The sequence below is a fragment of the Bdellovibrionales bacterium genome (assembly GCA_016714165.1).
Taxonomy (GTDB): Bacteria; Bdellovibrionota; Bdellovibrionia; order Bdellovibrionales; family UBA1609; genus JADJVA01.
The window spans coordinates 410,628-435,952 of sequence record JADJNU010000002.1 but is presented as its reverse complement, the minus strand read 5'-3'; the positions used below and the strand labels follow the sequence as shown (position 1 = coordinate 435,952).

The following is a 25,325-nucleotide window of genomic DNA, read 5'->3' as shown; positions in this document are numbered from 1 at the left end:
AGAACATGGTTTCTATATCGCCAATCTGGGTTTTTCGGATATTCTTAATTTTTCATCTTGCCATTTCTCTAGAATCGAGAGCCTCTGACAATGCGACCGTCCCCGGGACATCAGGACCGCCGCCTGCAATTTTTTTGGAGATCGCTTCAACATATGAGCGACTCTACAAATCCACAAACTCGGTCGAAGAAAAAATATTCGTGGTCAAACACTATTTGGATATACTTAATTATTTGGTGGCGTTAGCTCAATCACGCGAGGCCGCTGATCGTTTGCCTCCAAGTTTTCTCCTCGTTCCCAACCCCTCGGCATTGCCTGAGCCTCTTGAAACCCTAAATCGGTTCCCTCAAGGTTGGAAGACCTGTCTCCCGAGCAAGTGAATCGTCTCAAACAACTCGTTGAGAGTTTAGTGGCCATCAGCAAGAAAGATCAGGCGGATGAATGGTCAGAAATTGTCGATACAATAGTCGATAAAGTTGACCGCGCAGAGAGCGATCCGCAACTGGATCAAATAATCGATGATATGACGAAATACCTTAATGAGCAAATTTCACCTCGCTTACAACAAGATCAGTTGCCCATCGATATTTTGTTGGGTCAGCCAGGCGTGGGCGAATCCTTTGCGTCGGTCATACGTCAGATTTCAGATCAAGAGAACAAACAGCCCGACCATTCAGTTGGCAAGATTCGCGCAGGTTTTCTGCGAATAATGAGGTCAAGCATAGAGACCACAGCGACAAAGTGGAATCATTTTCGCCGAAGCCGATGGGACAAATCCAGCAAAGAATTTCAGGCGCGACAAGCAATAAAGGAGGAGCGACTTCGCTCGAAGAAGAAGGCGAGAGTTCAGGCCGCCTATGACAGACATGTCAAACGTGTTGGTCGCTTTGATAGAGAAACCTTCGATTCTTTTCGGTGGAAATACGAAAACTCGCAGAGGTCCCTCAAAATGTCAGAAATCGTTGGTATCCATTTGGCATTGATCTTCTACTACGGTGCAGGTTATGGTCTTTCCATAGGTGGTGGCTGGTTTGTGTTGCAATTGTGGGGACTTACAATCACAGATTCCTTAAACATTTCACACTGGCCAGTGACCCTTCAATATTTGGTCATGGCTGAATGGCTGGGAGGATCGGTTGCAGCTCCCATCGCTGGAGTCGCATACGGGATTAAGAAGGCTCGTGAGACTTGCGAAGCTTATCTGATGGATCGATGATGAAATGCAATCCCCTCCTCTTTTCCCTTGTGTTGATAATTGGGGAGCCTGCCAAGGGCAGTTCTTGGAAGGACTATTGTCGTCAACTCTTGGGCGGATACCGAAACTCTTCGTCATTTGTTGTTGAGGCTTTGCCACGAATCGAGTCACTTGAATTGCCGCCCAGGCTTCGGAAGGCCGTCCGCCAAATTGGGGCCCCCATGGGTCCGCATCTCAGGGGTCGCCAGTTTTCTTTGACGGGATATTCCCCTACCATGAAACTTCACCCGGCCGCCATGGGAGAGGGATTGCAAGCTCACTTTATTGCCAAATTGATAAGGGCAATAGAACCAAACGTCGAATTCAGGGGATATGACGACGTCGACTCCAAAACAGATTTCATCATGATTCACGATCCATGGCAGGGAACGGGAGGCTCCGAGCCTCGAGGTTCAGGTTTTCCTCGTGGGGAATGGGGGGAGCTTATTGGATATCACTCCCTTGCGATGCCTTTGCTTAAGGCTGCTAATGCGTCGTATTCAAATTTGCCCCAAGAGATGAACTCCGTCGAAGGCTTAAGATCTCCGAAAATCTTAAGATCGTTAGCCTATATGTTTTTCGAATGGACATCAATAGTCCTGGGTTTGCCTCTCTCATTGAGAAATTACATAGAATCTATCCGTTTGACATTGCCATTCTAAGTGACGCTCGCGATCAGGAATTTTTAAGCTGCACCGGAAATCTGCTATTAAATTTCAACTGTGCGAGGCTGAGCGGGATTAAGGTTGGTGAGATTTCGACAAAATCAATCATTCTCAATGATACACGGGGTTGGCTTCCACATATCAATAGGATCGCAGACTTGTCGGTTGTTCATGGCCCCATTGATTTTTTGGCCCCATTGCAGGTGGGAACGCCAGTTCTTGTTGTCAATGATGAATTCTCACTGAGGCGATTTCATCGCCAGGGCTACGAGCGTTTGCGTGAATTGGCGGAACTTACTGGTGCCGCATTATTCGCTCAAGATCTATCCAAGATTGATTCTGATCAATTGAACACAATTTTTGCCCACGATCAATTTAGGCGTCCTTTCGAAATCCCTATTTGGCGGGGTATGACTCCTCTTGAAATGGTTATCCGCGCCTTGATGGAACGGGTGAGGGCACCTTAAGGAATACGGATCTGTAACCTAAGCCCGATCAAACCTTTGCATGGTTCGAATCCCCTTTTTGATAAATCTGTGATCTTGCTCGATCGTGTTGTTGAGGAATTTTGACTTTCGAACCTCGATTCTGCCTCTATTTTCCCAGTTAACTTCTTTCATGGCCGCGATATTGGCACCAGACTTATCTATATCTGCCTTCATAGGCAAACCCCGTGATCTGTGATGGACTTTTTCAAGAACCTCTTCGCGGCCTTTAGATCTCTTTTAGTAGTCAATGGAAAATCAATTGTGCTCCCAAATTTATCGACGGCTCTGTAGAGATATCGATCTTTGGCTTTAGTGCGAATATAGGTCTCATCTATTCTCTAAAAGGAAATTACGGGTTGTTTGTGCTTTCTGAATTTGGCCTCGAGTTCTGGACCAAATTTGATGACCCACCTGAATACGGACATATGAGAGAGAGAGAGTAACGCCCCTTTCCCTCATCATCTCGGCCACTTGCCTCAAGCTCAAAGGGTACTTGAAATGTCATGCGCCTTCTCGTAACCACCCATTCCTCCTTTTGGAAGCATAGAGCCGAGTGTAGAACCTCGCATATTCTGACCCTCTAAAGGACATCTGAATAGCAGCAGGTTTCCAGTAATAACGCGATAATACATGAATTTACGTTCAACTATTGTATTGATTTTTCAAAAATGCACTGAGATCCTTATTCGGATAAATTCAATATGGAGGCACGTACTATGAGTCGATTTGTTTTGTTCGCGCTAAGTATTTGGTTTTTTCACCAAGCCAATGCTTCGATTGGTCTTATTTCGCCAGAGCAAGCGGCACAAATTGCCCAAGAGGCCGGTTCAAAGGCTCTCATTCTTGATACGCGAGGTGGGTACAAAGACTATATTAGTGGGCATCTGCCCAATGCACGCCACATCAATTTCGACACACTTCGTGCGACTGACGATAAGGGTGTGCCCGTGCAGTATTTGCCGGTCAAGTTGACCAAAGAACTTTTGACAATGGCTGGAGTCGATCGCGAACGAACTCACATATTATACGCTGAAGGCGGCACTGGCGATGAAATTCTGAGTACTACAATGGTGGCATATGTGCTCGAAAAGTACGGCGTTAAAGATATTAAGATTGTGGACGGCGGCTTACCTGATTACAAAGCCAAGTTTCCTTTATCGCAAGAATATCCAAAAACCAAACGAGGCCAACTTCCGACCAAAATGAACACCCAAATTGGAGTCGACGTTAAGACGGTCCTGAAGAAGAAAGACCAGCCCAAGGTTGTCTTGTTAGACGCACGACCTGAAAATGAATACTTGGGAAATGATACAGTTTGGCCGCGCAAAGGGCATATCCCAGGTGCGATTAGTTTGCCTTGGCGAAAAGTAATGGATGAGAAGAATACGCACAAATTTCGAGATATTGCGGAGGTTAGGCCTTTATTTTCAAGCCTTGGTGTGACTCCCGATAAAGAGGTGATTATTTACTGTGGAACCTCCCGAGAGGGCAGTCTTTTACGCTTTTATTTGAGTCATTTGGCACAGTTTCCAAACGTGAAATTGTACGAAGGGTCTTGGAAGGAATATGCTGCCTTGAAAGAACTTCCAGCTTCAACTGAGGCATCACCAATCAATACAAGAAGTTAGAATAATGCCAATAATGCCAAATATCGCTATTTCTTTGGTAGCCGTCTTTTCGACTTTTGCGCTTGCGAATGAGAAACTGCTTGCGACAGGCTCAAGTACTGTCGCTCCGTTGGTGGCCGAACTCGCCAAGCAATTTGAAAAAAAAACGCCAAATATCTTACTTGAGGTTCAGACGGGTGGTTCTGCCCGCGGAATTACGGACTGCCGCGACCACCTCAACGACATTGGGATGATTTCTCGGAGTTTGAAAGATGACGAAACTGATGTCACGGCAATTCCAATCGCACGCGATGGACTTGCTTTTATCGTTCATGAATCAAATCCCGTTCGAGAACTCTCTCGCGAGCAAGTTGTTAAAATTTACTCTGGCCAGATCACCAACTGGAAGGAACTTGGTGGAAAGGATGCAAAAATTTTCGTCATGAGTAAAGCAGAGGGGCGAGCTGCACTTGAACTTTTCATGCACTATTTTGACTTGAAGTCATCTCAGATCAAAGCGTCTGTCATCATTGGAGACGAAGAACAAGGAATTAAAACAGTTGCGAATAACCCAAATGCCATCGGATATCTCTCAGTGAGCACCGCTGAAAATGCCGTTAATGGTAAAAGTCGAATTCTTGCCTTAGCTCTGGATGGCCAAAAACCAACAATGGCTGCAGTACAAAATGGGGAATATAAGCTTTCGCGCTATCTGAATCTTGTTGTCTGTGGGAAAGCAAAGGCTTCGACTCAGAAGTTTATTGACTATGTGATCTCGTCTGAAGGCCAGACTGTCATTGAGAAGCTTAAGTACATTCCTCTTTAATTTCTGGCTAAGAGGCACGACACTCACCGTTGGGCTTGTCGTTCTTGTCGTCTTTCTATTTGTGGCGCGAGAAGCGCTCCCTTTTATTCAAAACGAGGCCTTCCCTCAGATTTTTACTTCGACAAAGTGGTATCCAAGCGAAGGTCAATTCGGAGCCTTGGGCCTTGCGGTTGGAACTCTCGCTGTTGTTTTTGGAGGCATTGTCATTGCTGTTCCTTTGGCTTGGTTGGGTGCTATCGCGTTAGTCTTTTACACTTCTGCCAGATCTGCAAAAGTGCTTCGGTTTATTGTCGAGGTAGCTTCGGGAACACCATCCGTTATCGTGGGGTTATTTGGGCTCACGATTTTGGTCCCGTGGGTGGCCCTTCGTTTTCCGCCAGGCTACGGTCTCCTGTGCGCCAGCATCGTATTGAGCTTTTTATTGATCCCGTCCCTAATGATCAACACGGCCGAAATATTGAGTGTTGATCTCAAGGAAACTTTGGATGTCGGAGCGAGTTTACGAATTCCCCTTCATCATATTATCACCCGGTTGATCTGGCCGACCAAGAGAGTTCCGCTCTTGAAGTCCGTTGCACTTGCAACAGGTCGGGCTGTTGGGGAGACTTTGGCCATACTTATGGTCGCCGGCAACGTGATTCAAGTTCCGGGCAATGCCTTTGAATCCTTTCGCACTGTGAATGCAACAATTGCCCTCGAGATTCCCTACGCGCTCGGCTTGCATCGATCATCGCTTTTCTTTTTAGGCCTTTTAGCCTTTGTTCTTGCACTTGCTCTTTGTTTGCTCGCAAGGGAGGAATACGCCTCATGAAATGGCTCTCAATTTTTGCCATGTTGGCTTTTTGCATTTTTGTGGCAATAGTCTTGGGTCCGATTGCGCTGCACGGGTGGCCAGCCGTCAAATGGAATTATTTAACGAGTGACCCTCTGGTGATGGGGCGAGAAGGTGGCGTAGCTCCTCTTATTGTCACGACAGTTTGGATGAATGGCCTTGCGTTGCTATTGACTTTGTCATTAGGTTTGCCAGTTTCGCTTCGACTGGCTGAGCTCTCCGCATCTAGGTTTCAAAAAATGATGGCAGTCTCACTTGATCTTCTCGCAAGTACACCTTCAATTGTCTTTGGACTTTTTGGACACGCATTTTTCTGTCGGGCATTAGGTATGGGATACTCGATTCTTGCTGGCTCGCTCACCCTCACTTTTATGACTCTGCCGCTGTTCATTCGTCTCGTTGAGGATTCGCTTCGAGAATTACCAAATAATTATCGGCTTATTGCGAAATCGCTCCGACTAAGCCCAACAACACTCGCATTTAAAATTCTCATCCCATCAGTTTGGCCGGCGATCACCGCTGCAATTATCTTGTCTTGGACCAGAGCTCTGGGTGAAACAGCAGCTTTACTTTTTACTTCCGGTTACTCCATGAGATGGCCACAATCGGTGTTTGACTCCGGGCGAACTTTGTCTGTTCACATTTTCGATTTGAGTCTGAATATCACGGGAGCTGATCAAATGGCACATCAAGGTGCCTTTGTATTGATCTTAATTACGGTTGCATTCATTTTGATCTGTCGTCTTTTTGTGAAAGGTTTAATAGCTTGGCAGCTTCGATATCAAAGTACCTAGTTAAACAGTTATCTGTCAGTTACGGCAGCAAAGCAGTGCTGTCGGAGGTTTCGTTTTCATTGTGTCTCAACGCAATCACCTCGGTTGTTGGCCCTTCCGGATGCGGCAAAAGCACTCTGCTCTTGGTCTTAGCAGGCCTACTTGAAGATACTCCTTCGGTACATGTCCGAGGAGCCATTGAAGGGTTTGAGCGCGAACATCTCGGAATTGTATTTCAAAAACCTCTGCCTTTTCGCCTGTCAATTTATGAAAATGTCGCACTCGCATTGCGTGAAATAACAACATCTGAAATGGACATTCGCCTTCGAGTCGAAGAAGCTCTCACCGATGCTGGCCTATGGCCTGAAGTTCGAGATCGCCTCAATGAATCTGCACTGAAGCTTTCAGGGGGGCAGCAGCAACGCTTGTGCTTAGCACGTACCCTGGCGCTAAGGCCATCCGTCCTTTTGCTGGATGAACCTTGCTCGAGTCTTGACCCCATTTCAACCCAAGGCATAGAGCAGACATTATTGAGACTATCATCGAAAACAACAGTTCTGATTGTCACGCATAATCTGAGTCAAGCGCGGCGCCTCTCGCAAAACGTAATGGTCCTCTGGGACACGGGTTTCGGCGGTACCATTGTCGAGAAAGGTGGCGCTCAAGATATTTTCATAAATCCCAAAATTGAAATTGTTCGCCAGTATTTAAACGGCTTTCTCGGCTAGATATTTTCCTCATCCATTGGTTTCTAAATGATTTGATCAGCATGACCTCAATTCAGATTTCTCTTTGCTACCAATTCTGGTTCCATGTATCGTTCTGGTTTTGGTAGGGAGATTGAATGTCACGACAAGTAGCTAGTCTTCTCACATTAATAGTAACAGTAACAGTAACAGTAACAGTGATGGTAATAGTCTCAGTTTCGAGTCAAGGGGCTGCAAGAAAAGTTTACGAATCTGCGGGGGAGAAATTTCAATTGGAACTTCTCACTCAGCAAAAAGATGTCGTGTGGGGCTTTGACTTTCTAGACAGTGACCGAATCATCTTTACTGAGCGTGGGGGAGCTTTGCGAGTGCTCAACCTAAAATCAAAGCTTATTACGGATATGAGAGGAGCTCCTCAAGTCAGCGCATCAGGACAAGGTGGATTGTTGGACATACGAGTTCATCCCTCACAAAAGTCAAAAATTTTTCTGACCTATTCAGAAACATCAGAAAAAGGTACGACGACGGCTTTGGGTGTGGGGAATGTCGAGGAGAACAGTCTACATAATTTCAAAAAGATATTTTCGGCGTATGAACCAAGTCAGGAAAAAGTCCATTACGGCTCCAGAATCGAATTTGATGGCAAAGGTCATCTGTGGATTTCAGTTGGAGAAAGAAATGAACGCTTTCGGGCACAGAGTCTGAAGTACCACAACGGAAAAATTATCCGACTGAAAGAAGATGGGAGCATTCCTGAAGATAATCCGTTTGTAAGAAACAAAGATGCGAGGCCCGAGATCTGGAGTTTTGGTCACAGAAACCCTCAGGGTTTGGTTCGAAACTTCGATTCCAATGAGCTGTGGTCGACAGAGCTGGGGCCGAAAGGGGGAGATGAGCTGAATCTCATTCGTGCCGGAGCAAATTATGGTTGGCCGATCATTACTTATGGACGAGAGTATTCTGGGTTTAAAATTGGTGAGGGATCTAGGAAGGAAGGGATGGAGCAGCCAATCGCTTACTGGGTGCCGTCCATATCCCCCTCTGCTTTGACTTTCTATACGGGCAAAATCTTTTCCAAATGGAGAGGTCAAATTTTTATTGCAAGCCTCAGTGGTATGCACCTTCGTCGATTGAAATTGGATGGTTCAAAAGTTCTCGAGCAAGAGGAGCTCCTAAAAGATCAATTCATGCGAATAAGAAACCTGCGAACAGGTCCTGATGGATTTCTCTATTTATCGACAGACGATGGAAAAATTGCTCGCCTTATTCCAGCGTCATTGTGAATCGATGCCCTTTTAAGAACCCAATGCAGGCACTGGCTGTCGTTGTTCAAGCGCCTTTCTGATCGAGAGCTGTTCCTTGGCTTCCACATAGGGTGAGAAACGGACTAGAAGTGCCAGGCTCGAGGCGAAAACCACAGCAATTCCTATGTAACCATAAATAGTCTGGGTGGACAGACTCTCCGACCGGAAAAGAAAGCCTGCGAACACCGCTCCCAAGTTGCCTCCAGCTCCGATGATGCCAGAGACAACGCCGAGCTTCTTACGATTGATAAAAGGCACAATGGAATAGGTCGCTCCGCAGGCCATCTGCACAAAGAGGCTGAATATCAGCATGACGATCACAGCAGAAATCAGATTGTTCATTAAGGAAAAAAGATAAAGGCCGGCCCCTTCGAGCGCGACCAGTCCCATGAGCAGCATTGCTCGACCGCGCAGTCCGTAACGGATTCCCACTCGATCTCCCATTACGCCCCCAAGCGTGCGACCGAAGATATTCTGTACGCCGTGTAAGCCCGCCACAATTCCGGCCGCTGTGAGGCTCAAATGAAACTTGTCTGTGAAATAAAGTGAGGCCGAATTATAGACGGTAAGCTCTATTCCAAAACATGCGCCGTAGATCACAAACAGGGCCCACACGCGTGCATCAGTTAGCACCGAAAGGAAGCCCTTGAATCCAACAGACCCCTTCAGCCGACGATCTGCTTTCAAGTCGACGAAATCACCGAGGGGTGTGTCTCGCGTAAATTTCCAATAGAAGTAGGCGCACACCAGCATCAAGAAACCAGGAATTATCATCGATAGCCGCCAGCCAACGGCTGAACTGAAACCGAGTCCGAGAAAGAGAGCGAAAATAAAGGGCATGAGAATTTGTGCAATTCCGCCGCCGAGATTTCCCCATCCTGCAGTTGTCGCGTTCGCAGCGCCGACCACGTTGGGAGCGAACATCATGCTGGTGTGAAACTGGGTCAAAACAAAACTAGCTCCCACCACTCCGATCAAAACCCTATATACGAGGAAGCTTTCGGGAGAATTTGCCAGACCGATCCCCATGACCGGTAGTGAGCCAATTACCAAAAGAACCGTGTAAGTTCGTCGTGGGCCATAGTGATCGCACACGAAGCCCAATACAAGGCGTGCGAGTACAGTGATCGCCATCGAGGCGATCATAATGTCGCCAATTTGTTGTTTGGTTAGATGAAGCTCTTCGCGGATGATCGGCATCAAGGGGGCAACAGCAAACCAAGCAATGAAACAAACAAAAAACGACAGCCAGGTCATGTGAAATGTTCGCATGGGAATTGATTTAAAATCCAAAAGCGAAATTACGCTGGCACGACCTTGTCTGATCATTGCTGAATTCTCCTTCAAAATAATTTCATTGCGAATCGCATGACCTTGCTTCAAGTATATGGCACTGTCACGGAAAAAAGTGAATGACACAATTGGGAGAAATTGATGCGCGAACGGCTGGTAGTTATTGGCAACGGCATGGCGGGAATTCGGGTGGTGGAGGAAATACTGAAGAGGGATTCGCACCGCTATGAAATTTTGATTTTCGGTTCCGAACAGGAACCGGCCTATGACCGAATCATGCTTTCATCCGTGCTCAGCGGTGAAAAGAGAATGGACGAAATTATCATTCATTCTCTCGACTGGTACGAGCAAAATGGAATTCGTCTTGTCACTGGCCGGGAGGCTGTCAGTCTCGAACGAAAGTCGAAAATCGTTCACACTGACGACGGAGGAAGAATTCCCTATGACAAACTCATTTTGGCGACCGGGGCAAATGCTGTTTTTTTAAATGTTCCGGGAAAAAATCTGCACGGAGTTCTCGTCTACCGAAGTCATCTGGACGTCCAAGAGATGATCGCGATATCTCGCCAGAAAAAACGTGCGGTGGTTATTGGCGGTGGTTTGCTGGGTCTCGAGGCAGCTCACGGATTGGTCAAGCAGGGAATGGACGTTACCGTGGTTCACATTTTCGACACACTGATGGACCGTCAACTCGATTTTGTTTCAGGAAAAATGCTAAAACAAGCGCTTGAAGATCGTGGAATAAAATTTCTGATGCCAAAAACGACCAAGTCGCTGGTCAGCGATGAGACGGGTTGGGTGCGAGCGGTACGTTTTCAGGATGGAACAGAAATCGAAGCGGAACTGATGGTTGTGACAGTCGGAATTCTTCCGCGCATCGATCTTGCCTTGCGGTCTGGTTTGAATTGTCAGCGAGGCATTGTCGTGGATGATTATATGGGAACCTCGGACCCGGCGATTTTGGCCGTCGGAGAATGTGTCGAGCATCGCGGGGCCACTTATGGTCTGGTGGCTCCGCTTTACGAAATGGCGAGGACATGTGCTGAAGTTCTGACGGAGGTGCCAGGCAAAGACGTCACGGACTCGCGTAGGTTGCAGCAATCACACGCGCTACAGCCATATAAAGTGACGCCCTATAAAGGGTCGACGACCTCCGCCAAACTCAAGGTTGTGGGTGTTGATATGTTTTCTGCCGGCAAGCACACAGGTGATCCGTGGACGGAAGATATTATTATTCAGGATCATTTCTTGGGCATTTACAAGAAATTAGTCGTGCGGGAAAATCGGATCGTGGGAATCGTCCTCTATGGCGATACCGAGGATGCGACCTGGTATTTTCAGATGCTCAAGGAAAGCCGTGACATCTCTGATATTCGCGATCGCGTAATCTTTGGTCGCGCGATTGTAAATTCGAAATCGGACCAAACGCCAGGTCTGAGCGCCGCCTTGACGAATGAGATGGAGGTCTGTGGCTGCAACGGTGTGTGCAAGGGCGCCATCGTGCAGGCGATTCAGTCGTTGCGCTTGACGTCTCTGGAAGAAGTTCGCGCGCACACAAAAGCATCGGCATCTTGCGGAAGTTGCACGCCTCTCGTTAAAGATATACTTCTTAGTACACTGGGACCTGGTAGTGAAATCTCTCCGACTCGGGAGGGAATTTGCGCTTGCACCCAAGCTTCGGCTGAAGATATTCGCGAGGCCATCCGAGCTCAGCATTTGTTGACTATTGAGGCCGTGATGACGGCTTTGTCTTGGAAGAGCCCTGAAGGTTGTTCCACATGTCGTCCAGCATTGAATTATTATTTGTTATCCGAGTTTTCCGGAGAGTATCGTGACCATTTTCGTTCGCGCTTCGTTAACGAGCGTTTGCATGCCAATATCCAAAAAGATGGAACCTACTCGGTTGTGCCGCGCATGTGGGGTGGGCTAACCAGTCCGAGCGAACTGCGAGCGATTGCGGACGTGGCCGACAAATACGGGATTCCTACCGTTAAAGTCACTGGCGGTCAGAGGATTGATCTGCTCGGAGTGAAAAAAGAGGATCTGCCTGGAGTGTGGCGTGATTTGAACGCCGCCGGCATGGTGTCGGGCCATGCCTACGGTAAGGCACTGCGTACGGTAAAAACTTGTGTTGGCTCCGAGTGGTGTCGCTTTGGCGTGCAGGATTCAACGACCATGGGCGTGCGCTTGGAAAAAATGACCTGGGGCACATGGACTCCACACAAGGTGAAGCTGGCGGCATCGGGTTGCCCACGTAACTGCGCAGAGGCAACCATCAAGGACTTAGGAGTTGTGGCCGTGGATTCTGGTTGGGAAATCCATGTGGGCGGGAACGGGGGCATGAAAGTGCGTGTGGCCGATCTGCTCTGCAAGGTGAAAACGCAAGAGGAGGTGCTGGAATACACGGGCGCTTTTCTCCAACTTTACCGCAAAGAGGCCCACTATTTGGAGCGAACAGCCCATTGGATCGAGCGGGTAGGCATCGCCTTCGTAAAGGAAAAGCTGATTCAGGATCCTGAGGGTCGCAAGTGTCTCTATCGGGAATTTCTAGAGTCACAGGAAAGCTCTCAGGTTGATCCCTGGGCCGCTCTTTCTGCTTCGCGCGCGGATCTAAAAGAATTTGTGACGTTTAATATGTTGGAGGCTGAAGCATGAATTTTGAGGTAAGCACTGAGCCAGCTCACGGTTCTCAGGATTGGTTTCGCGTTGGGCGTTTGTCAGACATCAGCGTGCAAGGAGCTAGGGTGGCGCTTTTGCCGCAAGGCCGAGTGGCAATTTTTCGAACTCAGTCTGGCGAGATATTTGCCATTGAGGATGAGTGTCCACACCGCCAGGGCCCACTCTCGGAGGGACTTGTTCATGAATACTCGGTGACCTGTCCCTTGCACGGGTGGCGTTTCGACCTGCGCACCGGTGAGGCGGCATTTCCGGACAAAGCTTGCGTGAAGTCTTATGAGGTTCGCATTGATGGAGATTTCATTTTTGTCGCTCTCGGACCTAACCGATTCAAGTGAGTAGAACCGTAGAACCTTATCAACTTCCCTTTGTAGAGAAATTGGTCGGGGAGACAGGATTCGAACCTGCGACCCTCTGGTCCCAAACCAGATGCGCTACCAGACTGCGCTACTCCCCGACGACTGGCTATTTTCTTTTGAGGATCAATAGGCGAATTAACATTTGTTGTCAATTACTCCAAAGCGACGCTAGCAGTTAAATCTTTGAAAATGAAGTGCATTTAAGTGATCGAATTTCAAACGAATGGCTTTATGCATTGCGCCTCAATGGAGGATGGGCATCTCAAACAAAATCGTTGCAGTCCAGAACGGTCGATGGATTAATCTCAGACAAGCTTGGACTTAAGGATAAAGAGGCTAGGCCAAGCGGCATAACTGCTGGGCATGTGGGTGAGGCCTCGGTTTGAAATCGGGTTTGGAATGGAGTTTGAGGATTGGCTAGAGAAGGGGTCCGGAGAATTCCATTTGGAGATACTGAAGCATTAAGCTGGGGCATAGATGAACTAGGCAACAGCAAGATTACAACAAGGAGAAACACATGAAGAAATTAGTAGGATTGCTCGCTGCGCTTGCGCTATTGCCAAGCGCCCAAGCAGGTGAACTGGCACACAGTGCTGAATATCGACTTCGCTACCAGGTGGATCAGGACAAAGATGGTGTATCAGGTGGCCAAGGAAGCACAAACGATTGGATGCAGAGATTTAAGTTAGGTTCGACGTTTCGCTCGGGTGAGAAATTAACAGGGCAACTGACATTGCTTCACAACTCCACTTGGGGACATTCAGGTCTTTATCAGGCACCAGCCTCTGCAGAGACGGGAGACTCTGGTTTGGGAAAAATGGACGGAACAGACAATGGCGAAAATCTTGTGCTTGTGAATGAAGCCTATGGGTCGTGGATGGCTTCCAATGAGTTATTGATTCGCTTTGGTCGAGGTGCCTTGGCGATGGCCGATGGCCGAGTGATCGGAGTCAATGACTGGGGACCAACTCCCAACGCTTTTGAGGGTGTGTTGTTTACTTGGGATAAGGAGTTTGCACGATTCAACGCTTACGGGGTGAAATTTGCACAGCTCTTAGGCAGCAGCGTTTCCGGCCCCAGCGTTTCCGACCCAGAGATCAATTCCTATGGATTGAATGTGGACTGGAAGACGCTTCCTGAATTTTTGAAAATGGTCAATCTTCATGTGATCCAAGTGAATGTAGATGCAGACAATTCAGGGACCTTGATCCCGGCTGCTCCAGCTACTGCCACCACTCCAGCTATATCTGCTGCATCCATTCCCAAAGAAAGCCGAATGAGGTACGGGCTCGTCGTTTCGGGTGACGCCATGAACGTGGATTACCGACTGACTTATGCGGCTCACACAGGAAAGTTTAGCGATCTGACAGCTGCCGGGACAACAACTGACCGCGAAGGTAGTATGATTGACGCTGAGCTTGGGTATCGTTTACCTGATTGGATGAATAGCCGGATTTCTTTTCTCTACCACACAGACACGGGAGACAAGGATGGCGTTACTGATAATAAGTTAACTACTTATGACCCTTACTTTTATGACAAACACGACAACGCAGGATGGATGGATATTTACCTTTGGGGCAACCTGACCTATATGCAATTGCGATACACCATGGACATCATGGATGACCTTAGCTTTGCAGCCCAATATTTGATATTTAGCCAAACTGAGAAAACGGGATCGACAACTCCTGGAACCAATGCCTTTTCAGGGACTGCTGCCGCAACTGCCGCCACCGAAAATGCCCTCGGCACCGAGTTAGATCTTGCCGTAGCAAAAAAATATGAAGGCGGACTCACTATCACAGCTCGTGCGGGAATGTTCAGCCCAGGTGCCGAGTATGCGAGCACAACAAGCGACGCCTACACCCAATTCTTTCTTGAAGGCAAAATGGCTTTCTAAGAATCGCTTTTTTGGCGATAAGTTGAGAAATGAAGAGAAGTCGATAGAGAGCCGGACTTAAGGTCTGGCTCTCTTATTTTGGGAGGGGCCTTGCCCTCTTTGCCTCGTTCTCACGGCAGACTGAAGGCGATAGAATAACGCAGTTCATCTGGTCTTTTGGCCATCTGTTAAAAAATCTGATCTTAATATGGATAGAATTGTTCCCAGGAAGCCGATTGTAGGGTAGCAGGCTATGGAGATTATATAGATGTACACAGATTTACATGGATGTGTGGTCGGCCTTTGGGTCGAGATCAGAAGGAGAATCAAGCGCAGATCATGGAATGCTTGAAAGGAATATGGCTTCAGCTTCTGCCTTGCTTGAGTTGGACCTCTGGTCTGATACTTGTAATTTTGGTGGGTTCTCAATCATCGAGCGCCGCGAAGGGAAAATACGGGAAGATTGATGTCAAAGGATCTCTCGAGAGGGAACTCAATGGCGTGCTGAAAGCCACAGACAACTTGCATAAATCTTGTCTTTCAAAAAACAGCAAACAGGTTGATCGCTCGATTCGGGCACTCCTTGAAAACCTAAAAAAAGCCGGGCAGAAATCCAAATTGGCCAGGGATCAAAAACCTCACCTTGACAGGATGTTAGATGCTGCATCTAGCCACCTAATGATGACGCTCAACAGGTCGGGAGAGAAAAGAAGGGATAGTCTTAAAGAAGCCTTCAATCACTTGGTTCAAATAGCTAAGGTTTATAAGCTTGAGGAATACCGTATCTTTTTTTGCCCCTCAGATAAATCTGTTTGGATGCAAAAGAGCTACAAGCCGGGTAACCCCATACACCCCGAGAAGTATGGATCTTGCGGTAAACTTGTAAAATAGCGAGGATGACTTGGATCGTTTTATTTCCAACCTTCCCAAGAACATTCTCGCGGCAGCGGCCATTATTGGGGGAATCTTCGTCATCGTCACGATGAATCCTCCTCACACTCTCTGCGATTCTCAGCTGGACTCCTTTAAGAACGCACAAATGAACTTTATCTATTTAGACCCGAAGGACAAAATAAAGAAAACCACAAATTTTGAGCTGGATATGTATCGATGTAAAACCAGCAATAGCCCTGGCGGCTGTTATGAGCTCTTTTTTCGACTTAAGACTCTTCTAAAAGATTTGGATTCAGTTCCGCCTGAATGTTCTGGGCAAGCTGGAGGAGACACAAAGATCCGGCAGACCCTCTGGGATTCATTGGACCTACTGACCCGGTTGGCCTGGGGTCAAAAACCGCCCGAGGTCTATCACAACAAGCTGAACTGGTTGGAGCCGCCCGATGTCTTGCTGTATTGCCGGCTGAAAAGGGCCGCAGAACGTTTATATGGAAATTCAAACTGGGAGCAGTTTCGGGAGAAGATGTTCAAGAACCTGCCCGGTATAGATAAGCTTGATCGAGCCACAGGCTGGGAGATGATGCTACTCTCCACTAACTGCGAGGCCTATCGATAGGGAAAGGTTCAAAAAAACCGATTCCCTGTTTCAGTCTAAATGTTACTTCTAAATTTCAAAAGGTCTTGGAGAGATGGCTTCGGCGCGATAGTTTGCGTCATAGGCGATTGTTCCCTGGGGCAATAGAGCCAGGTTACGTGCCCTTTTAACGGCAGCAGCGGCAGCCTTTTGTTGGCTAAAGCTCAGTTTACTGATGCGAGAAGGGATGATTTTGCCACCTTCCATCAAAAATCGACCAAGTGTGACTGGATCTTTATAGTCAAAGTTAAAATCACCAGGGAATTCGGGACGAAACTTCGTCCTCATATTTCTTTTAACCATTACGTTTCACCTATAACTTTATGATAATTGCTCTGCACTCAGAGTATGGGGTTTCTATACGATAGAAATCGGTTGCCAACAAGGGCCTTTTTAAATATAGATTGTCCTTCTTGAAAATTGCGAAGGCCCAGCTGATGAGGAGTTTATAATGTCTCGCTGTGAATTGACCGGAAAAGGCCCCATTGTTAAAAATTTGGTGAGCCATTCAAATATCAAAACTAAATCTCGAGCGCTCCCTAATGTTCAGCAAAAACGCGTATTTAGCCGATCATTGAATTCCTTGGTGAGTCTCAAGATGGCAGTCAGAACGATCAGATCTCTAGAACATGTGGGTGGGTTTGATACTTTTATTTTGAATCAGCCTGACAAGGTGCTCTCTAAGCGAGCATTGGAAATTAAGGGTCGGATCATGAAGAAACTCAATCGACCCGCTAAAGGGGACCAGAAATGAAATTGAAAATAAAAAAGGGTGCAACCGTTGAAGTGATAGCCGGAGCAGACAAAGGCAAACGCGGTTCTGTTTTGGAAATTAATCCTGGTAAGCTGCTTGTCCGCGTTCAGGGCGTGAGGATGCAGACTCACTTTGATAAGAAGGACGGACTTAAGACCTTGGAAGGCTATTTGAACTACTCGAACGTCAAATTGGTTGAACAGGTTGCAGCCGCAAAGAAAACAGCAAAAAAGAAGGTTTCCGCTCGTAAGTAAAGGGTGGTCACCTCGAAAATAAAGTCATCTGGCTTTTATTTAGGCTAATCGTTAAGGTTGGCCTTTTTATTGGCTTTGTGGCTTTGTGGCTTTGTGCTCATAATTGTTTTGAGCTTCAAGTCGCACTTTGTTACTCTGACGCCTATGGCTTGGACGAAAAATCCCCGCGTTTGGGTGTTTTCCATTATATTTTTGTTTTTCTTTTTGTTTTCTGCCTCTCTGTGGGTGGCTTCGAATTCTGCTTTTGCGGAGGAGACGTCGACCTATTTTCTCTGTCGCAACAAAAAAATGATTCGTACTATTCGAGTTGGACGCGCATCCACAGACAAGGGGACATGCGAGACGGTTTACACCAAATCGGGGGTAGACCGCAGCGTGGGCTCTGGAATTAACGTGTCCAGTTGTCTCCGGTTTGCTGAAAATATTCGTCGCAATTTGGAGGTAGCGGACTGGAAGTGTCAGGATATTACAGCGAAGTCTTCTATTTCCCCTACGCCGGAGCCATCGGCTGTCAAGACTGAGTAACTCCATGCACAACAAGACAGAGAACGACTCAAAAGGCACTGTTCTTGGGGATGGGCTTAAGCCACTCAGAGTCTGTCTTTTTCAGCTCACCTCAGTCGATGACATGGCACTCAACGAAGAGAGAATTTTTTCTGGATTGAAGAGCTTAGTTGAACGAGGGGGGGCTCGACTGATCGCATTTCCAGAGAATTCTCTCTTTATGCGCTTGGATCGAAAAGCCAAATTACAGGCTCCAAGACTTCAAGATCCTGTGTTTTTACGACTAACGGAGTTCTGTCGAATTCATGCTTGCGACATTTTCCTCACCACGGCACTTTTAGAGGAGGACGGTCGGACCGTAAACGCAACGGTTCGATTCAGAGCTGATCAGAGCCCCGAGGTCGTCTATCGAAAGATCCACCTCTTTGATGTGAATGTCTTGGGAGTTCAGCAGACGCGTGAATCGGATGAATTGACGGCTGGAACCGAGCCGAAAGTCATCGACATAGATGGTTGGAAAATAGGCCTATCAATATGTTATGATTTGCGTTTTTCTGAACTGTTCTTGAATTATGCGAGGAGTCAAGTTGATGTATTGATGGTCCCCTCAGCTTTTTTGGTTCCGACAGGACGAGCTCATTGGGAGGTCTTGCTGCGAGCAAGGGCCATCGAAAGTCAGGCCTACGTTTTAGCTCCGGCCCAGGGAGGAAGCCACCAGAACAGTCGGGGTGATCTCAGAAAGACCTGGGGGCACACGATGATCGTAGATCCTTGGGGAGTCGTCTTATCTCAGGCAAAAATGAAGGAGATGAGTCCCCTCAGATCATTGAGAGCACTCTTGATCCCTTGCTAATTAGCTCTGTGCGCAATCAAATTCCGATGAAGAATCACCGTCGCCTTTGATCCCCAATGAGGTTTAACAGATTAGGCAGGACATCAGGACCAAAGGTCCAATCAGTTCTGCATTTGAAAATCCGAAGAGAGAGCAATGAAATTTTGGACTTCTTTTTCTATCTCATTTTTAGGTAGCTTTTTGGTCCTCCTGGCGCCCCCGTTCCTGAGTTTTGCCGAGGAAAAAGTAACTGCGACTGAAGCCGTCAATCCGATCACTGAAGCCGTGAAACAGCGAATCGAGAAAGCCAAGCAAGTGCAGCCGGAGGCAAATATGAGTTTGAAGGAAGGGGCCGAACCGCCTTCCCCCTTGGCTCCCCAGGCGTTTGATGGATTTCAGGGGCAGGTGCAGAGACCCTTCACTCCAGATGATCGCGAGAAAGTCAAAATGGCGCAGGAAAACCAAAAACTGCGCCTTCGATATGAAATGGAAATGGAAAAAAAGCGAAAAAATGAAGAAAGCGTCGCTCGGGCACAAGCGGCAGAGTCCGCAAAACCTTCTCAAAACCCCGCTGTGAATTTGCCAGACAACAAGTTAAAAAAACCTGGAGTAAAATCTGCCTCTTCAGAAAAAGGCGGCAAAAAGACGCTTCTTTCGTCGACAAAGTCGCCAAAAAAGAAGATCAAAGCTGCGCAGACAGCCAAGGCGAACCCTCGCAAACCTTCTTCTAAAAAGAAATAGCCATTTCCTTATTTACACGCAATTCTGATTTTCGCCTGGCGGAGTCAGTGATAGAATCACTTGTTGAGTCTGAGCCCATGCCTGAGTCTGAGCCAGCAAATGAGGGAGGGTCCCAAATGAATGGTCCTTTGAAGTACGCATTGCTTTTTGTTATCGTATTAGTCTGTGGTTTGGCGGAGGATACGAGCTTCAGTTCTCTGCTTCTGCGTTCTCATTTTCTGGCCTCGAAGAATTTCCGGCTTACCTCTTTTGGATCTGCGACAGCTCAAACCAAGATCGATGCGGAGGCAATGAGAGAAAGGGCGAAAAATCGAACCTATCCAGGTGGCGCAGACGAGGAGAATCTCCAAGTTCAGGCCACTCTTCTTGTTCCCGAGAGAAAAATAAACGTCAAAGCTATTCAATCTGAGGTCCTAAAAATCAAGATTCAAGATGACGAGGAACCTCAAGCTGATGAGTAACTAGTCTCTTGTAATCCTTCCCCAAAGGTCCCAAATCTTTGCAATTCAATATGAAAAGGGATAGGGGATGCTATGGCAAAGTTTTTAGCGCTCACATCGATAGGGCTTCGTGACGTTCTTGAAGAAGAACTGAATGATTTAGGGTTTAAGGTTATTGAGAAGGACTTAACAGGCTTAAGCTTTGAGTCCAATTGGGCCGGCTGCTATCGAGCCAACCTCTGTTTGCGAACGGCAACTAAGATCTTGTTGCCGGTTCTCGACTTTCCGGCTTATAAGCCAGAGGATCTCTATCATAATCTGCGTAAACATGATTTCACGAAATATATTAGGCCTGATCAAACTATTTCTGTCGATGCCCACACTCGAGAGAGTGCGCTGCAGGATCAGCGTCTTGTGGCCATGAAGACCAAAGACGCAATTGTGGACCAATTTCGGGAGAAATTTGAGATTCGTCCAGATGTTGAAAGGGACAATCCGGACCTAGAAATTGTGGTTCGCGTGTTAAAAAATACGGTGTCAGTTGCCATTAACACTTCTGGAGATAGTCTTTCAATTCGTGGTTACAGAAAACATGCCGTGGAGGCTCCGATTCGTGAGCACTTGGCAGCGGGGCTCCTCGCGATGACGGGATGGGACGGAAGAGTGCCCTTGCTCGATCCCATGTGTGGATCCGGAACTTTTCTGACCGAGGCGGCTCTCAAAGCTCTCAATGTCGCGCCTGGTACATTTCGGAAGCACTTTGCCTTTCAAGGTCATTTGACTTTTCAGCCAGAAGTTTGGTCACAGGTCCTAGATGAGGTCGTCGAAGGCGAATTCGACACGATTCCCGCTAAGCTTTATGGTTATGATCGTGATAATAAGGCTCTGATATCAGCTAAAAAAAATGCGGAGGCTGCAGGAGTCAGAGAGTCCATTATCTTTGAAAAAGGCAATGTGACGACCCTTCAAGCGATTCCCGGCGCGTCTCCGGGAATTATCATTGTCAATCCCCCGTACGGAGAACGCATGGGGGTCAGCGAGGATTTGAAAGACGTCTACAGGGATTTGGCCTTCTCTCTCAAACAAAACTTCAAGGGCTGGAAACTATTTTTGCTTTCAGGCAATGAAGAGTTAACGGGAGCAATGAGGTTGAAGGCCGAGCGAAAAATAAAAGTCTACAATGGAAATCTCGACTGTCGCTTTTTAGAATACAACATTCGTTGAGTTCTCCAAAAGGGATACAGTGCCTTGTGGTTCAGGGCTTTAATTCAACCAAGAGCACGGCCAAAGCTCCCAATGCCAAGACGACAAAGTATAAAATTCCGGCAAGCTGAGGCTTTTTGAAAAAAAGTCGAACGACTCCGCCAAAAGAAAGCCATAAGGCTATTTTCCCCCATACCCAGAGAGGCCATGGCCAGGTGATATCAATTCGGGCGAGCAAGCCGAAGGCAGAAATGAAAACCACAACCAAAGAGACCCCGTGTGTGATCATGATAAAGCGGCGGTGCTTAAAATCTCTTGTTCCCCCATTTTTGAGGTGGAGGGCAACGCCTCCAAGCGCATAAAACAGAGAAATAAGACCAATGAGATGCAGACAAATATAAAAGGTATAACTCACGAGCGCCTCCTTGGGAGTGACTTGGGTTGACCAGTTTCTTTTGGTGATTCCAGCAATTGTTCCAGGTTATGAATTAAAGATGACTTCTTGGCCAGCAGTTTCTAAGGGTTCAAATCTATGATTCCAAGCCAATATTATCCAGGTTATCCAATCGAGGAAACAGAGGATCGCCCTTCAAAATAGGGGCCCCTTTTGGGATGATTCCCCACTTGGACGCCAGAGAAAAATCATTTTTGGCTTTTCCGAGTCGATCCAGCAAGTCTTCCATTTTCGAAGGCATGACCGGATGCAGCAGAATGGCCGAAATTCTCAAACACTCAAGGGCCGTATAAAGAGATTGGCCCGCAGCTTCCAGGTTCTCTTTGGCAAGCTTCCATGGAGCCGTCTCTTCCAGATGCCGGTTGGCTTCATTGAGAAGTTTGACGATGTGTTCAAGGGCATAGCTGGGTGCTAGCCTTTCGATGTCACGGCGAACTTCCCCCGCTGTTGCCAACGCAATCGCCCTGACATTTTGAGATTTCTCGTCCTGACCTGAAGACTGAGGAGCCTTTCCGTCAAAAAACTTGGCAATCAGATTGGCAGTGCGACTGAGAAGGTTTCCAAGATTATTGGCAAGATCGGTATTGACCCGATTGATCAGCAGGCTTTGAGAAAAGGGAGCATCATTGCCAAAATGGATGTCACGAACAAGAAAATACCTGAAGGCGTCCACTCCAACCAGGTCTTTCATACTCAAGGGATCAATGACTTCCCCTGAGGATTTGCTCATCTTAGCGTTGTCCTTGTTGAGAATCCACCCATGAGCAAAAATTGTTGAGGGAAGGGGGAGGCCAATGGCAAGAAGCATGGTGGTCCAGTAGACGGCGTGAGTGGTGATAATGTCTTTTCCGAGAATATGGATTGGCTTCGCCTCTATCCACCATTTTTCGAATTGAGGCTCTTTTCCCTCCTGCCGCAGACCCACGCCCGTCGCGTAATTAAGCAATGCATCAAACCACACATAGGTGACGTAGTTGTGATCGAAAGGGATTTCAATTCCCCAGCTCAAGCGACTCTTTGGACGACTGATACATAAATCACCGAGAGGCTTTTTCAAAAAACCGAGGACTTCGTTTCTGCGACTTTCCGGTTGAATGAATTCGGGATAATCCTGAATGTGGTCGATGAGAGCGTCTTGGTACTTGGACATTTTGAAAAAATAATTCTTTTCAGAAATTCGCTGAACATCCTTACCTGTTGGACTTTTCCCATCAACGACTTCTTTTTCGGTGTAAAAGATTTCTTCGCTGACACAGTACCAGCCCTCGTAAGTGGCCTCGTAGATATCACCTCGCCCGTGAAGTTCTCCCAGAATTTTTTGGACGGCTAATTTGTGATAGTCGTCGGTGGTTCGGAAAAATACGTCGTATTTTATATTCAGGCTGTGCCAGGCCGCTTTAAAGTTCTCAACCATGTCGTCACAATGGGCCTGCGGAGTTAAATTTCTCTTTTCGGCGGCTTGTTGGCACTTTTGACCGTGCTCGTCTGTTCCAGTGAGAAAAAAAGTTTCCTCGCCGAACAGCTGGTGATAGCGATTCAAAACATCGGCGATAACAGTGGTGTAGGCCGTTCCTATATGGGGACGGTCATTAACATAGTAGAGCGGAGTCGTGATGTAGAATCGCTTCATGGAATGAACCTTTCTTGAGTCTCTCTGAATCGCGGGTCTGTCATCTGAGTGTATTTCGATGACTTCCATTTTCCCTAGTATTCCTTAGTCTTACTCGTCTGTCAGGCCCAGCTTATTCATTATTCGAGAAAGATTGCGGCGCATCCGAGGCAAATGAACCAGGGAGGCCTGTACTTTTAAGAAATCCTTGAGCGCAATAAAGGGATATCCTCCGTAGGCTCCGGGTTTAAGGACATCTTTGTGAATGGCTGACACCCCTGCGGCTTGAACATTGTCGCAGATGACGATGTGTCCGGCGACCGAGGTTCGCCCTCCCATAAAATTGTTATTGCCCAAGGTCGCTGATCCAGCCGAGATAAATCCAGCGGTGATAAAACAGTTTTTTCCTGTCGTGATGTTATGTCCGAGATGGCAGAGATTATCAATTTTTGTTCCTGACCCTATCACGGAGTCTTTGAAAGTCCCCCGGTCAATGCAGACACAAGAACCTACGTGAACGAAATCTTCCAAGATAAGACGCCCGTAATGTGTGATTCGGTGATGTTGTCCGTTAGCGTCGGTCGCGTAACCAAAACCCTCCGAGCCAAGACTCGATTGAGGGAGAACTTCGCAGTAACGGCCAATGTGGGTCTCGTAGGCAATATAAACCTGAGCATGGAGATAAGTTCCCGAACCGAGGATTGAGCCGGCTTCGACCACTGTATGAGGACCAATAAATACGTCGTCGCCAATAATGACATTTCGGCCGACGACGGAGTGGGGGCCAATCCTAACTCGATGGCCGATCCGGGCCGTTGGATCGACCACGGCACTGGGGTGCACCCCTTCGTCTCCGTAGGCCTGTTTCGCCATCGGATGGGGAAAAAATTCTTTGGCGACGAGGGCCATCGCAAGTTTCACATTTTGGCTCAGAACGACCGAAGTTCCTTCAGGAATATCGTTCATCTGAAGCTCTGCTGATTTTGGGATGACCACTGTGGAAGGATTTCCGGCTCGCAGCTTTTTAAAATGTTCGGGGGCTGATGCAAAGGCGATTGAGCCCGTCTCTCCTGAACCAGGATCGGTGATTCGGGTCAATTCGGTTTTAGGCGATCCTCGGCGAAGTTCGAGGAGATCTGAAAACCTTTTCACTATGTCGCCAAGTATTATTCCCAAACAAAACCTCATAAGGTCTTTGAAAAAATGGCTATTCTAACAGTAAGCTCAGGTCAGTCACAATCGGTGAAACAAAGCATTAATTTGCGAAGGGATTCTGGGAGTTCTATTTTTACCGTCTTTGAATCTACCCATTTAATTGAAATTGCGGTATGAGGTGACAGCTACCGGAAAGATTAACGATGCCGTCAAAAGAGAAGATGTCGAAGAGCAAAGAGACTTTTAAAAAGAAATCGAGCGAGCCAAGTGGGCAGGTCAAGTCAAAGCTTTCAGCTGCGGCTAAGCCATTAGAAAAAGCCAAGAAGTCGTTGGCGAAGGCTCTTCGAGACGGGAAGTCCCCACATCCAAGCGCAAAACAGGCGGCGAAAATCGGTATCACTAAAAAAGAGAAGCCAAGAAAAGCAGAGCCAGTGTCCGAGCGAAGCTCCAAGGCAGCGGTTTTAGGCAAATCCCAGGCTAGGGTTAAGAGGGGACGGGGCAAGGAGACTGTGAATCGCAATCGATCTGGAGAAAAAGTAACGGATCTCGCTGCGAATGATCCTTGCCTTGAGGTTGAAACACAAGTAAACGCTGAAGTCGATGTGGCAGTAAAGACAGGGCGGTCCAAGTCGCAAGCTTCGGAGAAGTTGGGTCGGCTAGCACAGAAGTGGACATCTTTGAACCGTAAGGCAAAAGATATCGAGTCAGCACCCTATAGCATGCGCGGGACCTACGAGGCGAAGACGGCCATCCACCACAAGGTTTTGGGGTGGGGATATATTTTGGCGAATAAAAATGATCGTCTTGAGGTTTTGTTTAAGGATGGAGTTCGGTATTTGATTTCTAATTACCGATAAGTTCGGCGCTCTTTCCTGTCCTGCGTTAAGTTGGATTTAATCAGTTCGGTTTCATTGTTATTTAAAATCGGTTTTAGAGGTTTTTGAATTTTTAGATTTAGATAAGGATAAAAGTACCTGCATGGCAAAAGATGACTTGGCGCAATTGGAAGGACAAATTGTGGATGCTGCAGCCGGCGGTATCTACAAAGTTAAGTTAGAGAACGATGTTCAGATTTCGGCGAAACTCTGTGGAAAGATGCGACGCTTTAATATTCGGGTCGTCGTTGGAGATAAAGTGACCGTTGGAGTATCTCCCTACGATCCTTCTCACGGACTGATCATGTACCGTCATAAGTGATGTTGCGA

32 protein-coding genes and 1 tRNA gene are annotated in these 25,325 nt (G+C 47.3%); 25 read left to right on the top strand and 8 right to left on the bottom strand.

Annotation, left to right across the window (positions count from 1 at the left end):
- The first annotated feature begins 5 nt into the window (after window positions 1–5).
- From IPJ71_13295 to IPJ71_13280, 4 genes are read left to right on the top strand one after another with little or no spacing between them, the layout of a single operon-like run.
- Window positions 6–380, top strand: coding sequence for a hypothetical protein (locus IPJ71_13295; protein ID MBK7844642.1), 375 nt, complete (start codon window positions 6–8; stop codon window positions 378–380).
- Window positions 377–1,216, top strand: coding sequence for a hypothetical protein (locus IPJ71_13290; protein ID MBK7844641.1), 840 nt, complete (start codon window positions 377–379; stop codon window positions 1,214–1,216). The genes IPJ71_13295 and IPJ71_13290 overlap by 4 nt, the downstream gene beginning before the upstream one ends.
- A complete protein-coding gene (locus IPJ71_13285) occupies window positions 1,189–1,896 on the top strand; it encodes a hypothetical protein (protein ID MBK7844640.1) in 708 nt (235 codons plus the stop codon). Before IPJ71_13290 ends, IPJ71_13285 begins: the two co-directional genes overlap by 28 nt.
- On the top strand, window positions 1,818–2,366 hold the full coding sequence (locus tag IPJ71_13280; protein ID MBK7844639.1) for a hypothetical protein: 549 nt from the start codon (window positions 1,818–1,820) through the stop codon (window positions 2,364–2,366). The genes IPJ71_13285 and IPJ71_13280 overlap by 79 nt, the downstream gene beginning before the upstream one ends.
- Before the next feature lie 18 nt (window positions 2,367–2,384).
- Here IPJ71_13280 and IPJ71_13275 read toward each other — a convergent pair whose 3' ends face one another.
- The gene (locus IPJ71_13275) at window positions 2,385–2,561 is read right to left on the bottom strand and encodes a DDE-type integrase/transposase/recombinase (GenBank protein MBK7844638.1); all 177 of its coding nucleotides are present in this window, start codon (window positions 2,559–2,561) and stop codon (window positions 2,385–2,387) included.
- Window positions 2,558–2,722 carry a DDE-type integrase/transposase/recombinase gene (locus IPJ71_13270; GenBank protein MBK7844637.1) on the bottom strand — a complete coding sequence of 55 codons (165 nt, stop codon included), beginning with the start codon at window positions 2,720–2,722 and terminating at the stop codon, window positions 2,558–2,560. The genes IPJ71_13275 and IPJ71_13270 overlap by 4 nt, the downstream gene beginning before the upstream one ends.
- Before the next feature lie 381 nt (window positions 2,723–3,103).
- On the opposite strand from IPJ71_13270, the gene IPJ71_13265 reads away from it, so the two are divergent.
- From IPJ71_13265 to IPJ71_13240, 6 genes are all read left to right on the top strand, one after another.
- The gene (locus tag IPJ71_13265) at window positions 3,104–4,015 is read left to right on the top strand and encodes a sulfurtransferase (protein ID MBK7844636.1); all 912 of its coding nucleotides are present in this window, start codon (window positions 3,104–3,106) and stop codon (window positions 4,013–4,015) included.
- A 4-nt stretch (window positions 4,016–4,019) separates the two neighbouring features.
- Window positions 4,020–4,820: a phosphate ABC transporter substrate-binding protein gene (locus IPJ71_13260; GenBank protein MBK7844635.1), complete on the top strand. Its 801-nt coding sequence runs from the start codon at window positions 4,020–4,022 to the stop codon at window positions 4,818–4,820.
- A complete protein-coding gene (locus IPJ71_13255; protein ID MBK7844634.1) occupies window positions 4,792–5,631 on the top strand; it encodes an ABC transporter permease subunit in 840 nt (279 codons plus the stop codon). Before IPJ71_13260 ends, IPJ71_13255 begins: the two co-directional genes overlap by 29 nt.
- On the top strand, window positions 5,628–6,446 hold the full coding sequence (locus IPJ71_13250; protein MBK7844633.1) for an ABC transporter permease subunit: 819 nt from the start codon (window positions 5,628–5,630) through the stop codon (window positions 6,444–6,446). Before IPJ71_13255 ends, IPJ71_13250 begins: the two co-directional genes overlap by 4 nt.
- Complete coding sequence (locus IPJ71_13245; protein MBK7844632.1) at window positions 6,419–7,153, top strand: ATP-binding cassette domain-containing protein; 735 nt, start codon at window positions 6,419–6,421, stop codon at window positions 7,151–7,153. The genes IPJ71_13250 and IPJ71_13245 overlap by 28 nt, the downstream gene beginning before the upstream one ends.
- Before the next feature lie 116 nt (window positions 7,154–7,269).
- Entirely contained in the window at window positions 7,270–8,415 is a 1,146-nt protein-coding gene (locus tag IPJ71_13240; GenBank protein MBK7844631.1) for a PQQ-dependent sugar dehydrogenase, read from the top strand.
- 12 nt (window positions 8,416–8,427) lie between these two features.
- Here the strand turns inward: IPJ71_13240 and IPJ71_13235 are convergent, their stop codons facing one another.
- Complete coding sequence (locus tag IPJ71_13235; protein ID MBK7844630.1) at window positions 8,428–9,765, bottom strand: MFS transporter; 1,338 nt, start codon at window positions 9,763–9,765, stop codon at window positions 8,428–8,430.
- Between the two features lie 105 nt (window positions 9,766–9,870).
- Between IPJ71_13235 and IPJ71_13230 the strand changes: the two genes are divergently transcribed.
- On the top strand, window positions 9,871–12,384 hold the full coding sequence (locus IPJ71_13230) for an NAD(P)/FAD-dependent oxidoreductase (GenBank protein MBK7844629.1): 2,514 nt from the start codon (window positions 9,871–9,873) through the stop codon (window positions 12,382–12,384).
- Window positions 12,381–12,743, top strand: coding sequence for a nitrite reductase small subunit NirD (nirD, locus tag IPJ71_13225; GenBank protein MBK7844628.1), 363 nt, complete (start codon window positions 12,381–12,383; stop codon window positions 12,741–12,743). The genes IPJ71_13230 and nirD overlap by 4 nt, the downstream gene beginning before the upstream one ends.
- Before the next feature lie 42 nt (window positions 12,744–12,785).
- Here nirD and IPJ71_13220 read toward each other — a convergent pair.
- A tRNA-Pro gene (locus tag IPJ71_13220) sits at window positions 12,786–12,862 on the bottom strand.
- A 96-nt stretch (window positions 12,863–12,958) separates the two neighbouring features.
- Between IPJ71_13220 and IPJ71_13215 the strand changes: the two genes are divergently transcribed.
- The 4 genes from IPJ71_13215 to IPJ71_13200 all read left to right on the top strand — a co-directional run bounded on the left by IPJ71_13215 (window position 12,959) and on the right by IPJ71_13200 (window position 16,156).
- The gene (locus tag IPJ71_13215; GenBank protein MBK7844627.1) at window positions 12,959–13,150 is read left to right on the top strand and encodes a hypothetical protein; all 192 of its coding nucleotides are present in this window, start codon (window positions 12,959–12,961) and stop codon (window positions 13,148–13,150) included.
- Between the two features lie 131 nt (window positions 13,151–13,281).
- Window positions 13,282–14,667, top strand: coding sequence for an alginate export family protein (locus IPJ71_13210; GenBank protein ID MBK7844626.1), 1,386 nt, complete (start codon window positions 13,282–13,284; stop codon window positions 14,665–14,667).
- A 318-nt stretch (window positions 14,668–14,985) separates the two neighbouring features.
- Entirely contained in the window at window positions 14,986–15,537 is a 552-nt protein-coding gene (locus IPJ71_13205; protein ID MBK7844625.1) for a hypothetical protein, read from the top strand.
- 10 nt (window positions 15,538–15,547) lie between these two features.
- Window positions 15,548–16,156, top strand: coding sequence for a hypothetical protein (locus tag IPJ71_13200; protein ID MBK7844624.1), 609 nt, complete (start codon window positions 15,548–15,550; stop codon window positions 16,154–16,156).
- Window positions 16,157–16,204: 48 nt separating this feature from the next.
- Here the strand turns inward: IPJ71_13200 and rpsR are convergent, their stop codons facing one another.
- Window positions 16,205–16,477, bottom strand: coding sequence for a 30S ribosomal protein S18 (gene rpsR / locus IPJ71_13195; GenBank protein ID MBK7844623.1), 273 nt, complete (start codon window positions 16,475–16,477; stop codon window positions 16,205–16,207).
- A gap of 145 nt (window positions 16,478–16,622) precedes the next feature.
- Here rpsR and rpmB point away from each other — a divergent pair, with 145 nt between their 5' ends.
- The 7 genes from rpmB to IPJ71_13160 all read left to right on the top strand — a co-directional run bounded on the left by rpmB (window position 16,623) and on the right by IPJ71_13160 (window position 20,923).
- A complete protein-coding gene (rpmB, locus tag IPJ71_13190; protein ID MBK7844622.1) occupies window positions 16,623–16,928 on the top strand; it encodes a 50S ribosomal protein L28 in 306 nt (101 codons plus the stop codon).
- Window positions 16,925–17,182, top strand: coding sequence for a KOW motif-containing protein (locus IPJ71_13185; protein MBK7844621.1), 258 nt, complete (start codon window positions 16,925–16,927; stop codon window positions 17,180–17,182). Before rpmB ends, IPJ71_13185 begins: the two co-directional genes overlap by 4 nt.
- Before the next feature lie 144 nt (window positions 17,183–17,326).
- On the top strand, window positions 17,327–17,707 hold the full coding sequence (locus IPJ71_13180) for a hypothetical protein (protein MBK7844620.1): 381 nt from the start codon (window positions 17,327–17,329) through the stop codon (window positions 17,705–17,707).
- 4 nt (window positions 17,708–17,711) lie between these two features.
- Complete coding sequence (locus IPJ71_13175) at window positions 17,712–18,539, top strand: carbon-nitrogen hydrolase family protein (protein MBK7844619.1); 828 nt, start codon at window positions 17,712–17,714, stop codon at window positions 18,537–18,539.
- A gap of 135 nt (window positions 18,540–18,674) precedes the next feature.
- A complete protein-coding gene (locus IPJ71_13170) occupies window positions 18,675–19,259 on the top strand; it encodes a hypothetical protein (GenBank protein ID MBK7844618.1) in 585 nt (194 codons plus the stop codon).
- Between the two features lie 116 nt (window positions 19,260–19,375).
- Window positions 19,376–19,720, top strand: a complete 345-nt coding sequence (locus IPJ71_13165) for a hypothetical protein (GenBank protein ID MBK7844617.1) — start codon at window positions 19,376–19,378, stop codon at window positions 19,718–19,720.
- Window positions 19,721–19,792: 72 nt separating this feature from the next.
- Window positions 19,793–20,923 (top strand): RNA methyltransferase, encoded by a 1,131-nt coding sequence (locus IPJ71_13160; protein ID MBK7844616.1) that lies wholly within the window; start codon window positions 19,793–19,795, stop codon window positions 20,921–20,923.
- A 31-nt stretch (window positions 20,924–20,954) separates the two neighbouring features.
- On the opposite strand, the gene IPJ71_13155 is transcribed toward IPJ71_13160, so the two are convergent.
- The 3 genes from IPJ71_13155 to lpxD all read right to left on the bottom strand — a co-directional run bounded on the left by IPJ71_13155 (window position 20,955) and on the right by lpxD (window position 24,117).
- Window positions 20,955–21,317, bottom strand: a complete 363-nt coding sequence (locus tag IPJ71_13155; protein MBK7844615.1) for a hypothetical protein — start codon at window positions 21,315–21,317, stop codon at window positions 20,955–20,957.
- Window positions 21,318–21,432: 115 nt separating this feature from the next.
- On the bottom strand, window positions 21,433–23,055 hold the full coding sequence (gene metG, locus IPJ71_13150; protein ID MBK7844614.1) for a methionine--tRNA ligase: 1,623 nt from the start codon (window positions 23,053–23,055) through the stop codon (window positions 21,433–21,435).
- Between the two features lie 21 nt (window positions 23,056–23,076).
- The gene (gene lpxD / locus IPJ71_13145; protein ID MBK7844613.1) at window positions 23,077–24,117 is read right to left on the bottom strand and encodes a UDP-3-O-(3-hydroxymyristoyl)glucosamine N-acyltransferase; all 1,041 of its coding nucleotides are present in this window, start codon (window positions 24,115–24,117) and stop codon (window positions 23,077–23,079) included.
- Window positions 24,118–24,323: 206 nt separating this feature from the next.
- On the opposite strand from lpxD, the gene IPJ71_13140 reads away from it, so the two are divergent.
- On the top strand, window positions 24,324–24,977 hold the full coding sequence (locus IPJ71_13140; GenBank protein ID MBK7844612.1) for a hypothetical protein: 654 nt from the start codon (window positions 24,324–24,326) through the stop codon (window positions 24,975–24,977).
- Between the two features lie 121 nt (window positions 24,978–25,098).
- Window positions 25,099–25,317: a translation initiation factor IF-1 gene (gene infA, locus IPJ71_13135; protein MBK7844611.1), complete on the top strand. Its 219-nt coding sequence runs from the start codon at window positions 25,099–25,101 to the stop codon at window positions 25,315–25,317.
- Window positions 25,318–25,325 lie beyond the last annotated feature (8 nt).